Below are 12,894 nucleotides of genomic sequence, written 5' to 3'. Positions count from 1 at the left end.
GGGTCGGCGGACGTGGTGGTAGGCGTGGCGGCGGACGCGTCGGTGAGGCGGCGTTCCTCGCGGGCGAGCCAGCCTTGGTTGTGGTGGGTCATTGTTTTCCTCCCTCAAACAGGCCGTATTGGGCGAACATTTCGCGGATGGGGTCAAGGACGCGGAACGGGGCGATGCCCATGCGGGACACGCTGTCGCCTTCGGGCGAATCGCCGAGGGCGGAGACGGCGTGGCAGCTGTACGGAACGGGCTGGCCGGTGGGTGATTGGGTTTCGAGGAGATTGAGCATCTCCATGGCGCCGAGGGCGCTGAGCATGCTGCGGATCTCGAAGTGCATGGAACTGCGGTCGGCCCAATCGAAGGGTTCGTTGGGCGGGTTGGATTCGCGGCGGAAAGAGGCACCGTAGTTACTCATGGCGGCCTGCCAGTCCACGGTCTGGCCCTGGATGCCGCCGCTGCCGACCTGGTCAACGTCGGCGAGACGCTGGAGCATGTCGAATTTGGACAGGGTGAGCGCGATGCCGGGCATGCGTTCGGGCGACATGAGCCGCAGGATGTTCTGCAGAATCATGGCGGGGTTTTCGCGACCGACTTCGTTGGTGGACACGGTGCCTTCAAGAAGTTGGCGGATGCGGTTGACGGCCATCGGGTCGTAGAGGAACACGATGCGGTCGGCGTGACGGAAGAACCCGAGTTTCGGCGCGCGCTCAGGGAAGCCTTCTTCGCGGAGGTCCTCGCCGGCGACGTCTTGGAGCACGAGGTAAATACGCTGGTTGACGGGCTCATTATTGGCGGGGTTGACGCGGGGTTGCAGACCGAGGTCGTAGATGAGAGGGCGGTTCTGGTACGCGTCGGGGTTCGCCGACGGCGGGGTCGGCGGCATGAGCCCCATCTCTTCGAAGAGGGGGCGCTCGTAATTTTCCTCGTAGGTGCGTCGCGTGTATTCGTCGGCGGCATTCAAAAAGCCACGGTTGACTGCCAACATATCGCGCAACAGCTTGACGACGACCGCGATGTACAGACTCTTCCCTGACGAGCGAGCGCCGGCCATGGCCACGGTGAGAACGCCGGAATTGATCCAGTCATCGGGCAGGTCGATTCCCTCGTGCTTCGGCGCGGAGCCGGAAGGGTCGAGGATTTCGAATGTGACCGGGTCCTTAGACGGGATCACGTACGGGACGTTCGGGTTCATCAGGACGTCACCCCCGCATCGATGGCGCCACGGAGAGAGTGAATGGCGTCGCGGTAGCTGCGGGCATCGCCTTCGGCGACGGCGCGGTGGAGGCGGTCGTCGAAAAGCGTTGCTGTGATGCCGGCGGAGGTGGCGACCGGTCGCGGCGAGATGACGTGGACGGGTGCGCTGCGGCCGAGCAGGCGGGCCGGAACATCGTCGGAGATGGCGATGACGGCAGCCGTGGGCGAGATATCCGTCGCGTTGATTTCCCAGCCGATGTCGTTGCCGCGCAGCGCCTCGGTCGTCCCGGCGGGCACCTCAAGGGTGTCCACGATGCCGGGCACGGCCTGACCGGAAGAGGTGGTCAGATGCTTCGCGCAGCGCATGACGGAGACGGCGTTGACAGCGAAGCTGAGCATCGCGTCCATCTGCTCGACGGTGGTGCTGCGCAGCATGGATGCGGACGAGTCGACGATGATGTGCACGGCGTCCGTGCTAGCGCCGCCAGCCGGAACAGTCGGGGTCGACCCGGCAGTCGGTGCGGCGGAGTCGGAAGTGGCGGTGGCACCGGCGGCGGGCGCGACCGAGCTGCCGGAACTGACGGAGCTGACAGAACTGACCGAGCTGACGGAGCTGCCGCCGGTGTCGCCCACGTGGGGACGGACGGCGCCCACTCCCCCGCCGTCGCCGCCGATGACGCGCACGCCCGTGGTGGTGGGAAGGAGGGTCAGCGGAGTAAAGGTGTCGCGGGCGGCGACTTTGAACGGCGGGAGGGCCAGGTCCACGAGCCCATCGGCGGTGTCGCGGGCTTGGACGCGGACGTAGAGTTCGGCGCGGTTGCCGAAGACTTCGTTATCCGGCCGCACCTCGATGGCGGCGGGGCCGTTCAATTCGCGCAGGGCGTAGCGGTCGCCGGTGCGGGGCAGCTCGGTCTCGCCGTTGTAGGCGCGAAAGCGGCCGCCGTCGTTGAGCTCCATGACCAGAATCGCGCGGAACGGACCGCCGTCGGTGGCGAATTCGTACTCTTCGCCGTGCCCCATGCGTTTCTCAAGAGCCATTACCGGTCTCCTTTCTGGTTCGCGTACCCGCGGGTGTTCTGCGTCAGCGATTGGATGACGCGGCTGAGGAACTGCTCGGTGCGTTCGATGCGCAGGGCAGCGAATGCGTCGGGCAGAGCGCTGACGGCGTGCGCGGCCAAGGCGGTGTCCTGCGCAGAGTCGGGCGCGGTGAGGAAGAAGTCTTCCCAGGTGCGAAGGGCCACGGCATCAACGTTGGACTGGCTCGGCACCGCGCGGGCGGAGATGCGGCCCGCCAGGTCGATGAGCTGGCGGATCGTCTCGGTCCGCTGCTGGGGGTCGGCAGTGATCACGGGGTACTGCAGCTGGTTGAATGCGGCGGCGGCGAGCGCGGCGCCGATGAGGTAGCAGGCAGTGTCCGGGCTGAGTTTTTCCACACCGGTGTGGCCGGCGTGGCGCAGGGCGCGGTAAATGTCGTCGCTGCCGAGCCTTTCCATGACGTCGGTGATGTCGTCGCCGGCGAAGACCTCTTCGATCTTCTTGTTGGCCACGAGGCTGACAAGGCCGGCGGCAGCGGAGTCGGGGCGCAGGTTGAGGGCACCGTGCTTCATCATCTCGGTGATGGGATTCTCAAGGTTGCCGAGGGCACCGAGGCCGTCGACCAGCATGTCGCGGTCAAAAGCGCCGATGGCTTCGGCGTCGGTGACGTAGTTGATCAGCAGGGTGCCGTCGCCTTCCCAGTGCTGCAGCGTCTCGTAGACGGAGCCGCGGAGCTCGTCGAGGCGGGGTTCGTCGATAAGCTCTTTGCTCACGAGCGTCGGGTAATCCTCGGCGAGAAACTCGCTGGGTTCGCTGATGTCGATCGCGAGCTGGTTGAGTTCCGGCTCAATATTTTTGCGGCGGTGCGCGAGCGCGAGCTGTGCAAGGCCCGCACCGAAGCTCGCCGACGCTTCCTCAAGCGAAGCGAGCTTATCGACGGCTGCTGCTGCCTGACTTCCCGACGTGTACAGCTCAGCAGTCATGCGCGACCAGTCGGTGACCGGCTGTGCGCTGGCGTCCTTCTCCGGGTCGATGACGGTGAAAGCGGGGTTGGCGGCGAAAAGCTCTGCGTCTTCGACCGGGCCCGCGATAAGCGCGGCGACCCCGGGCTCGTGGGAGGCCCACTTCGCGGCATCGATGGAGCGCGCGCGTTCGAAGGTGCTCACGCGCAAGCCCAGGCGCGCGGCCTGCGGAGTCATGGTGGTGGACACGGCGTAGATCCAGAATGCGGCCTGCGTGTCCGACGGGGTGAGCAGCACCGGAATGGTCTCAGGATCCTCCAGCGCCTCCTGGATCTTGTACACGACGCCGCGACGGTCGCCCTGGACCTCGGTGATGAGCTGCCAGAGGTTAGCGACATCGGGAAGCGGGCCACGTGCGGGCTCGTCGAGCGACTGATCGAGCTGGACAGAATTGACCACCGGGGCGCGGAACGGTGCCGCGAGATCCGGGGAGCGGAACCACGCGATCGGGTACTGGGAGGCGAGCGGCTCCTGCGGCGCGTGGTCCACCACACCGTGGGTGAACACATTGCCCGGGCGGCCGGTGGCGTCCTTGCCGGCGGGGACGGACTGCACGAACACGCCGTGCGCCGGGTGCGGGATGTATTCGAAGCGGCGCGGCAACGCCTCGATTTCTTCGCCGCCGATGAACTCGTTGACCTCCTGAATCGGGGTCAGCGAGATCGCGGCGGCGGAGCGGATCAGCTCGATGTCGTCCGGGTCCGCGTTCACTGTCGGGCCAATCGACCAGCCACCGGAGCTGGACGTGTTGGAAAAGGACGCGTACGTCGCGTGCGCAAAGCGTGCCATTACTGCATACCTCCGGTTTGCTGGAAATTGGTGGTGAACCAGAGGGAGGCCACATTCGGATCCCTCAGTGCTACCTCGGATTCCCCGTTTTCGGGCTCGTCCGCTATGAACAGGCGGAGCCACCCGTGTCCGCGGGCGACCAGCTGCGGGTCGACGCGCCAGTACTCGAAGCCCGGGGTACCGGGTTGCAAGTTCTGGGGGTACAAGTGCTCCGCTGTCATTATCGGCTTGTAATCCTCGACATGGCTACCGTTGATCTTGCTCACGCGGACAGGCTCGCCGTCATTCGGCTCGAGCGGCAGGCGCTCCGGGTGGTAGCGCAACGTGAAGCGGCGGTAGCGGGACTCCTCGTTTTCGGAATAGACGAACAGGTAGAGACCGCCATCAGGGCCGACGAGGAATTCGTAGCGGAAGTGGCGCAGGCCGCGGTACGGAATGATCGTGGTCCTGCCCCATTCACGCTGGCCCGCGTGCATGCGGCTCGGTACGAGCACCACATCGCGGGCGCCGCGCATCTGCACGCGCATGCCGCCCTCGCTGCGGTACTCCTGCTCGTCGATGGTGGTCATCGGTTTCATGTCGGCCTGACGCGGATCGATCCGGCCGCCCTCCCCCGGCTCGGCGAGGAAGGCGGCGACCTCGTGCGCCTGCTCCGGCCAGCCGAAGGTGATCAGCTGGGCGATAACGCGCTCTTCGATGCGCGCGGCAGGAATGGTGCCGACGCGGACGTAGCTGGTGGATGTGCCCACACGGGCCTTATTGCCCACGACGCTGACCGGGGTGATGACGACGGTGTACCAGTCGTCCGGCCATGCGAAATCTGCGGCGTCTTTCGCCTCGGCGATATCGTTGACCCAGGAGGACACCGGCAGACCGAAGCCTTCGAGCTGGTCGGTTTCGACGACCTTGTCGGAGAGGCCTTCGGCGGGGTGCTCGCGTGTGCGGTAGATCCGCACTTCGCCCGAATTGGGCAATTCCCACCGGACGTTGAACTGGCCGTTGCCCACGGATTTGTCCAGTTGAATGTCCGCGTCGACTTCCACGACCTCGGCGGTGATGTCGATGGTGAAGATTTCGGAGGACGGACTCTTTTTCACCATGCCATTGACACTGACCTCGCGGATCGCCTGCACAGCGTAGGTCAGGCCGCGCTGCGGCGGGGTCCAGCGGAAGCCGTTGACGTTTCGGCTGGACTGGCTGACCTCGTGGGAGCGGCGGGTGAGCCGGCGCCTTTCTTCCTCCGGCGCGATGTAGACGGCGACGCGGTCAGTGTGGCGGAATTCCGCCCACTTGCCACTCACTTCGCTGCCGTCGAAATTGAGCTCGATGTGCTCGACCGGACGGACGTAATAATCCTCGCCGACCAGCTTCGGCTGGCTGCGCAAGGCGTCGATCTCGTTGGCGCCTTCGTTGAGCCACACTTGGTAGTAGCGGTAGGAAAACGACAGCGGTTCCGGGTCATCGAAGAATGTGCCGTTCGTGGCGACGCGCTGGATGCCTTCGGCTGGGTCGCGGTCGAAGGCTTCTTCGTCGCTGACCACGCGGAAGATCTGCACCGGCTGCGCGTCGTAGCCTTCCGGCAGCGCCCATTTGACGTGGATCTGGCCTTCATCGTTGGCCTTGGCACGAACTCCTCCACCGTCGATGACGATGAGGTCCTCGAGCAGATCGAGTGCCTCGAAGTCGTCCTCCGACAAGTCCAACGGGTGCGCCACTTCCGCCTCCGGCGCAGGAGTCGGCGCCGGTGCAGGTTTCGGCGCTGCCTGCTCCGGGGTTGCCTGAGCCGCCTGGACGGGGTTCGGGGCCGGCGTTGGCGTCGGTGCCTGAGGCTGAGACTGCGCCGGGGCGGCGTGCCTGCCGTATTCAGCGCTCGAGCCCGACTGTTGTTGTGGGGCTTGCTGCGGCTGTTGCGGCTGCGGTTGTCGCTGCGGCTGCGGCTGCTGCGGGGCCTGTTGCTGCGACTGCTGCGGGGCTTGTTGCTGCGGCGCCTGCTGCTGGCTGGGAGCATTGCCCTGGGCATTGGGCAGGGGCTGGCTGGGGGTGGTCAGGTCGGGGCCGAGCGGTGTCTGCAGGTGCAGGCCTGCACCGTCGAGCATGACCAGAAGATCCAGGGCCTCGGCCCACACGCGGGTGTTGGGGTTGGATTCGCCGTGGACAAGGTGGCGAATGAGCTCCGCTTCTGAAGGGACGGGATACCCCGTCTGTGCCTGGACAGCATTGCGCCAGGCGATGGCCATATCAGGAAGCGCCATTAAATATCACCTTCGCTCGGGAAATCGACGGCCGAGGAGCCACCCGTTCCCGGAGTCCAACGGGACGAGGCGCCGCTGCCGCTCGTGGAGTGACGGCCCGCGGTGGGCATCTCGCGGTCAGTGCCGTAATTGTCTTCGACGTAGCCAGAGCCCGGCAGGACAATATCGTCGGTGTTCTCCGCCGCATTGCCGCCATTGGCGGACAGGGTGATGTCGCCCGCCTGGGCATTGCCGCCGACCTGGACGAGCACCTCAGTGCGGCCGACCGGATCGCGGGGGCTGGAAGACACACTGTGAACGCTCAAGTCGCCGTCGACGACAGAGGCGGAACGGCCACGGCTAGCAGAAGCCATGAAGTGGCTGCTGAAGTGGCCGCGCGGGGCGTCGTCAAGCAACTCGCCCTCGAGCGCGCGGGACGGGCCGCTGTGCGCGGACGCGACGCTGCCCAGCAGCTGGCCGCTGAACGGGCTGGTGCTGGCGCGCAGCTCGTCGGCGACCGGCTGCCACTTCGCCCCCGTGCGGTCGCGGGAGGAGAACTCGGGCGAGGTGACGTAGCGGGCCATGCGGTCCAGCGGCGACGAGGTGTTCTTGCCGCGCTGGCTGGACAGGTGGTCCCAGCGGTCGTCGTTGGTGGGCTGGAACAGCTCGCTGTACGCGCGGGCCATGCCGGCCGACACCGCCTCGCCGAGCCAACCCTCGTGGTAGAGGCCGTTTTTGTAGTGCGCCACGACATTCGTCACCGCGTCAGGCTCTGGCGAAGCATCGGCGAAAACGACATTGCGGGGCATGCGGTTGCTGGGCTGCGCGGCGATATTGCGTTCGGTCTTCACGCGCCCGAACGGGCGGTTGACCAGCTCGCCGAGCATTTGCGTGACGGAGAGGAACTGTGGGTACGCCTCCTCGATCCGCACGAGCGCGACTTCCGCATTGCGCAGGTTGTTCGTCGCCGCCTTGACGCGGGCTTCCTGGCTCTTGCGCAAGTTGGCCAGCTGAACTTGGTCGCGTGTTTCGAAGCTGACCTGCAGCAGGAAGAAAATCAGCCAGACCAGTATCCAGATGCCGAACATCCACGCCAACGTCGACGCGGACGCGTCATTCAGGTTCTTCACCCACCACATCTGGGAGAAGATCGCATCCGCGATGCCGGCATCGCCGGTGGCAATTTTGTCCTGCGCCTTCTTCATCACCAGGTGGCCGATGAGCCACAAAAGCAAGAAGAAGCTTAACGACGTCGTGGCCACCCACCCCATGAACCGGAAAGTCTTCGCAGCACCACCGGTCTCCGGGGCTTTCACTCCGCGGCTGAGACGCTCGAGTTCAGCGCGGGCGGCGTCGACCTGGCGTTCGCACTCCACGCGGATATTGCGCAGTTCCTCACCGACGTGGCGGGCGAAACTGCCGCGCTCAGTGCTCTTCCACCGCTCGAAATCGTTGTGGAGCTTGCCGGTGTCGAACACGCCGTTGGTGTCGGCGGAGTTCAGGCGCTGCTCGTAAGCGGCGATCGCTTCCGGGTCGTAGGGGGCCAAAGAGTCGGCGCCCATGACATCGCGGAGACTCGGATCGTCGATACGCATTGCCTGCTCGGGCGCCGGGATCACGTCGCGGGCACTCGCCGCCACAGTGATGTGGTCGGAAGCGGGCTGACGCACAACCTGCGGGGTTGCGGTGTTCTGCTTGAACGGATCCATCGGACGCGCTTTCGCGTCCAGCATGGTCAGCGCGAAATTCTTGTAGCCGTTCCACATCGGGTGCATGGTCGCCGCAATCTGGTTGCGGTCGGCCTGCTGCGCCTCCTGGGAGATCTGCGCCGGAGCACCCTGCAGGTGCTTCATGCTGCCGATCACCGCGGAGGAGTCCGTGCCGTAGACGCGCTGCAGACTCGCCGAAATCTGGTCGGAAGCACCGCCGCGCAGGTCGTTGAAGAAGTTGGCCGGAGTGTTGATGAGAGTCTGCCACCAGATCTGGCGCAGCTCCCGGGAGGCCTGCTTATTGCTCAGCTCGCGGTCACGCTGCGTTTGCGCGGACTCGCGGACAGGCATCAGACCATCGCGGTACATGCCCAAGAATTCGTCGGCGGCCGCGCGGGAGAACTGAGCGCGGTCCTGCGGGTGCTCCACCACAGCGGTGCCGCCGTCGGCGCGGTACAGACGCGGGACCGGGTTGACCTCGGTGTCGAAGAGAGCTTGGCGCAGCTGGTTTTGCACCACCTCGCCATCGACGCGACGGAAATAAGCGCGGGTGAGGCGGAAGTGAATCGGCGATGCAGTGCCGCGCAGCTGCTCCACTGGGCACTCGGAAGCGCCGTCCCACAGACCGAACAGCGAGCACAACGTCGTGGCCACCAGCAAGGTGAAAGTGTTCTCACGCTCACCGGCAGACACCGGGACCGCATGATCGGACGGGGCATCGGATTCCTCCGGCGCCACAAACAGATTCACGTAGCCGCGGACGATGTCAACGTCGGTTGCCTCTGTCTCCCCGGCGCGGCCGGCGAGCACGTTGACGGGCAGCGGGTTCAGGTCCGATACAGCGTCGGAAACGTTCTGCAGCTCGTCGTCGCGGATATTGTCCTCGCCGTTTTGGGCGTTGACGAGACAGAGGGCGAAGCGCTCGTTATAGCCGCTGGCCAAAAGCCGGGCGAAGCTGTCGGTGGTGGAAGGGGTGGCGTCCACGCGGCCGTCGATAAGCAATGCTTGGTCCATCGGGCCGCTGAATGCGTCGATGTCCACCCAGATCGCGCGGCCGATGAGGTGCAGGGCCTCCAAATCCTGGAGAGCCTGACGGAGCGCGGCGCCGAAGCGGCCGCGACCGACGAAAATGGGCACGCACACCTGCGTAGCAGCGGCGCGAAACGTGTCAGCCATTAAATGTCATCCTCTCCCGGCATGGTCGGCATGGTTGCCGGGCGCGAAACCGAACCGAGATCGAGCTCAGGGGCTTCCTCGAGGGCGCTGTGCTTGAGACGGTCCGCCTCGTCCAGCATGTGCATGATCGTGTCAATGACCTCGTAGACATCCAGCGCGACATCAGCGAAAAGCGGGATGCGGGAGGCGAGCTCGCGCGAATCGACGTCCGCGACCGGGCGGGATGCCTGGACGGAGAGCTGGTCGCGCAGGAGCTTATCCGTGGGGACGTACTCCATGGCGATCTCGCGCTGGCGCGACAGCCACGTCTTCACCGCGGCGAGGCGCTCTTCCGGCGTGACCTCCGGGCCGGTGCCCTTGACCATCAGGCGGTCCCCACTCTTGCGCTCACCGGTGGCCAGCCACTTCGCCAGCAGGCGGGTGCCGTGCAGCGTGCGGCCGATCTCCGACGGGTTCTCCGCATTGTCGTACAACCCGCGCATGACGCGGTACGGGCGGTAGCTATCCAACAGCGGCGTCATGCCCGCCTTCGTCCACGCCAGCGGGGCGGACTCGATGACGGCCGGCAACCAGTCGAACACATTGCGGAACTTCGACGGCGGGGTGAGCAGCGGGTCCGGGAAGGACACCCAGCCGTGGTTGCCCTCGGTGTCGTCGTACACCTTCACCGGGCTGTTGTTGTCCGGAGTGTCCAGGGTGGCCGGGAAGTCCATGTAGCCGATGATGCGGCCGATGTACCAGCCGCCGACGAATGCGCGGCGCTCCGCCTCGCTCATCGGGACTGCGGCCTGGATCGGGCGTGCACGCTTGGCGCGCCAGAACTCCTTGCGGGCATCCTTCAGGCCGTCCCACTGTTCGCGAATCGGGCGCAGCAGGGAGCCGAAGACCACCGGCACGTAGTTCGGGTAGGAACCGAAGATGTCGATGGAGCGCTCCTCGCCCTGGTTCTGCAGGGCGTCGCCCAACGGCCTCATCGGGTCCGCCAGCTTGACGTTGGGGAAGTTGACCACTTCGTCAGCGAGCATCTGCGCGGACTCGTCGCCCTCGAGCGGGACCTTGGAGAAGTTGAACGCGTAGCCCACCTCGTCGCCGTACAGGTTGCGCACCAAGTTGTCGTCGATCTGCGCGAGCGGCAGCGCGTTCTTCATCGCCTCGGTGAACTTGGAGGCCAGGCGCTGCTGGCGTGCCCGGCGCTCGTGGTCCTGCAGCGTCGGCGACGTGACGTAGCTGCGCAGCGAGGTGGAGATGAAGTCGTAGAAGGAGAAGCCGCGGCGCTGGATGTACATGCGGGAGCGCTCCAGGACCTCTTCGGCACCAACGCGCACCGAGAACTGGCCCAGCTTCGGGTCCAGCAGCTCCGACGGGTTATTCGGGTCGCGCGTGAAGTTCATCGGCACCCACGGGCCGGTGAGAACGATCAGGTCCTCCGGTGCCTGCTCCGCGCCCTCGAGCGCCGACCATGCGCCGCTGACCACGGAGGAAGCAGCGCTGGAGATCGCGTTGGAGTAGGAGTCCGCGTTGGTGGCGTTCTGAATATCGTGGACGTACTGGCGCGGGAAATCCTCGATCTCGGTGAGGAAGATCTCGTTCGCCGCCTGGGAGAAGCGCGGCGGCACCATGTCGGTGTCCTCCGGCCACAACTGCGGCACGTTCGTCTTCAGCTGCGCAACACCCAAGTCCTTATCGTTGTTGAGCGACAGCTCGTGCTCGAGATCGGTGTGCTCGGTGGTCATCGCCTTCTGCAGCGGGCCGATGAAACGGTCGATGAAGTCAGTAAGCGTCACCATGACGAACTCGGACATGCGTGCCTGCGCGCGGTGGCGGAGCTGCTGGCGCGCGTGGCGGACGATGTCTTCCATGTACTGCTCGGCGCTGACGATCTTGCCGCGCGCATTCATCATCGCGCGCTCAGTCTCCGGGTGGAGGGACAGACGCTGCTGTCCGCGGGCCGCCTGCTCAAGCTGCGGCAGCACGTCGCGGGAGAGCATGTTCTTGATCGCATCGAGCACCGTCGCGCCGTACGGCAGGCCGAAATTGCCCACCTCGCGGCGGATGATACCCAAAAATCCTTCCTGCAGGTTACGCTGGTTCGCCCAGTTGTAGGCGGCGGCGTAGAAGTCCGCACCGTTGTCGGCGGTGACCTGCTGGTCGAGGACATTCAATGCACCGACGACTTCCGGTGCCCAGTCGCGCCCGCGGCGGTTATTCGGCTGCGGGATCTGGTGGCGGAGGGTCTCCGCGTACCGATTCGCCCAGCGGTCCATCTCTGCACCGAAGGTGCGCCACAGCCAGTCGCCGACGTTCTCGCCGAACGGGATCACCGTGGTGCGCGCTTGGATCTGACGCCAGTTGGTGTCCACGCGCTGCTTGATCTGCTCATCGCCGGACGCCGGGTTCGTCGGGTCGATGTGTCCGCGCACGAGCTTATCGACGGCCGAGCGTGCCAGCCTTTGCGCCGAGTACTCCGCGTAGCGGTCGCGGCCCATGGACAGCTGTGCGTAGCCGAAGGAGCCCCACGGGAGGTTGTTCTTGTTCTGCACGCCCCAGCCGTAGGTGTTGTCGCGTGCCTGAAGGCCGCCCTGGTTGCCGAGGTTGAACTGGGTGAAGCGGCCCATCGCCGCCTCGTCCATGAGCAGCGACGCCAGGCCGCGGCCAAGTGCGCGGTAGACGGTGCCAGGCTTGCCGTCGCCGAGCTGCGCGCCTTCTGCACCGGAGTGTGCGCCGACCGGGAAGACACGGGAGATCGGCACGCTCTCGTCGCCGAGGCTCACGCCGAGCTGCTCGAAGAGACGGCGGTCAGTCTCGGTGGCCGCACCCATCTGTGCCGCAGCCATCTCGCCGAACATCGCCATCGCGTTCGGGTTCGCGCCCATCACCTGGTCCTGCGGAATGCCGCTGAAGATATCCGGGGTGAAGGCGAACATGCAGTTGCGGCCCACGCTCGCCTTATCCAGGGAGGTGAGCAAGCGGCAGACATCGATCGCCATGGATGCGCCGGCACCGCCGGACATGGAGGTGACCACGATGATCAGCGGCACGTCCTTGCCCGCGTTCACTGCGGACGACGCGCGTCCGGTCAGCGCCGTCTGGACGCGGCTGAGCTCACTAGCCGTGCCCGGCTGGTTCAACGCCGCCCACGCCTTTTCCAGCTCTTCCTGCACTTCGCGCAGCTTGCTCAGGGTGAGCATGCGGCCAATGGAGCGGTACTGGCCTGCACCCGCGGAGATCGGGGTGGTCTCCGCCCCCGGGTTGCGCAGCGCCCACGAAGAAATCGTCCCCAGCTTCTTACCGCTGGCCAAACGCGCCGACACCGCGGCATCGACGTTGGCGTAGCGGCCGGAGGAGCCGACCGAAATGTAGCGTCCGCCCGCCTCCTGGACATTCTGCAGGTTCTTGCCCGCGGACTCCGGCTTGGTGGGCACATCCAAGGACACGAACTGCCATGCGTCCGGCAGCTTCACGTCCTTCGGCGAGACGTATTCGTTGGGGAGACGCTCCGCCAACATCGTCTTCAGCTGGTCCATCATGAACGCCAAGGTCTTAGCGCCCGAACCGCCGCAACCGACGACGAGGACTCTTTCCATGAGGGGGTGCTCCTTTAAATGGGTTTAGCTTCTAGCTCACTGATGCTTGTGCAATCCGGTTATTCAGTTATTCGTTTTTCAATTGTGAAGATTCCTGCTCCCAATCATGGCCGTTGTGCGGTTCGCCCGCAGCCCGGCTGAGCGATTTTCTCGATTGCTCCAA

At 65.6% G+C, this 12,894-nt stretch carries 6 protein-coding genes; all 6 read right to left on the bottom strand.

Annotated elements, in window-relative coordinates:
- Positions 1 to 88: 88 nt before the first annotated feature.
- The 6 genes from J5Y21_RS03875 to J5Y21_RS03850 are packed head-to-tail and all read right to left on the bottom strand — an operon-like array spanning position 89 to position 12,731.
- Positions 89 to 1,183 (bottom strand): hypothetical protein, encoded by a 1,095-nt coding sequence (locus J5Y21_RS03875; protein ID WP_210573021.1) that lies wholly within the window; start codon positions 1,181 to 1,183, stop codon positions 89 to 91.
- Entirely contained in the window at positions 1,183 to 2,223 is a 1,041-nt protein-coding gene (locus J5Y21_RS03870; protein ID WP_210573018.1) for a hypothetical protein, read from the bottom strand. The genes J5Y21_RS03875 and J5Y21_RS03870 overlap by 1 nt, the downstream gene beginning before the upstream one ends.
- Entirely contained in the window at positions 2,223 to 4,031 is a 1,809-nt protein-coding gene (locus J5Y21_RS03865) for a hypothetical protein (protein ID WP_210573016.1), read from the bottom strand. Before J5Y21_RS03865 ends, J5Y21_RS03870 begins: the two co-directional genes overlap by 1 nt.
- Positions 4,031 to 6,283: a hypothetical protein gene (locus J5Y21_RS11775; RefSeq protein WP_210573014.1), complete on the bottom strand. Its 2,253-nt coding sequence runs from the start codon at positions 6,281 to 6,283 to the stop codon at positions 4,031 to 4,033. Before J5Y21_RS11775 ends, J5Y21_RS03865 begins: the two co-directional genes overlap by 1 nt.
- Complete coding sequence (locus tag J5Y21_RS03855) at positions 6,283 to 9,147, bottom strand: hypothetical protein (protein WP_210573013.1); 2,865 nt, start codon at positions 9,145 to 9,147, stop codon at positions 6,283 to 6,285. Before J5Y21_RS03855 ends, J5Y21_RS11775 begins: the two co-directional genes overlap by 1 nt.
- The gene (locus J5Y21_RS03850; protein ID WP_210573011.1) at positions 9,147 to 12,731 is read right to left on the bottom strand and encodes a tubulin-like doman-containing protein; all 3,585 of its coding nucleotides are present in this window, start codon (positions 12,729 to 12,731) and stop codon (positions 9,147 to 9,149) included. The genes J5Y21_RS03855 and J5Y21_RS03850 overlap by 1 nt, the downstream gene beginning before the upstream one ends.
- Between the last annotated feature and the right edge of the window lie 163 nt (positions 12,732 to 12,894).

This window comes from Corynebacterium sp. Marseille-P3884 (assembly GCF_017942225.1).
In the GTDB taxonomy this organism is placed as follows: Bacteria; Actinomycetota; Actinomycetes; order Mycobacteriales; family Mycobacteriaceae; genus Corynebacterium.
The sequence above is the reverse complement of the archived record's forward strand: the minus strand, read 5'-3'. Positions and strand labels throughout refer to the sequence as shown.

Coding starts and splice junctions, on each gene's coding strand:
- J5Y21_RS03875 (WP_210573021.1), bottom strand. CDS start 1,183: ATGAACCCGAACGTCCCGTACGTGATCCCGTCTAAGGACCCGGTCACA.
- J5Y21_RS03870 (WP_210573018.1), bottom strand. CDS start 2,223: ATGGCTCTTGAGAAACGCATGGGGCACGGCGAAGAGTACGAATTCGCC.
- J5Y21_RS03865 (WP_210573016.1), bottom strand. CDS start 4,031: ATGGCACGCTTTGCGCACGCGACGTACGCGTCCTTTTCCAACACGTCC.
- J5Y21_RS11775 (WP_210573014.1), bottom strand. CDS start 6,283: ATGGCGCTTCCTGATATGGCCATCGCCTGGCGCAATGCTGTCCAGGCA.
- J5Y21_RS03855 (WP_210573013.1), bottom strand. CDS start 9,147: ATGGCTGACACGTTTCGCGCCGCTGCTACGCAGGTGTGCGTGCCCATT.
- J5Y21_RS03850 (WP_210573011.1), bottom strand. CDS start 12,731: ATGGAAAGAGTCCTCGTCGTCGGTTGCGGCGGTTCGGGCGCTAAGACC.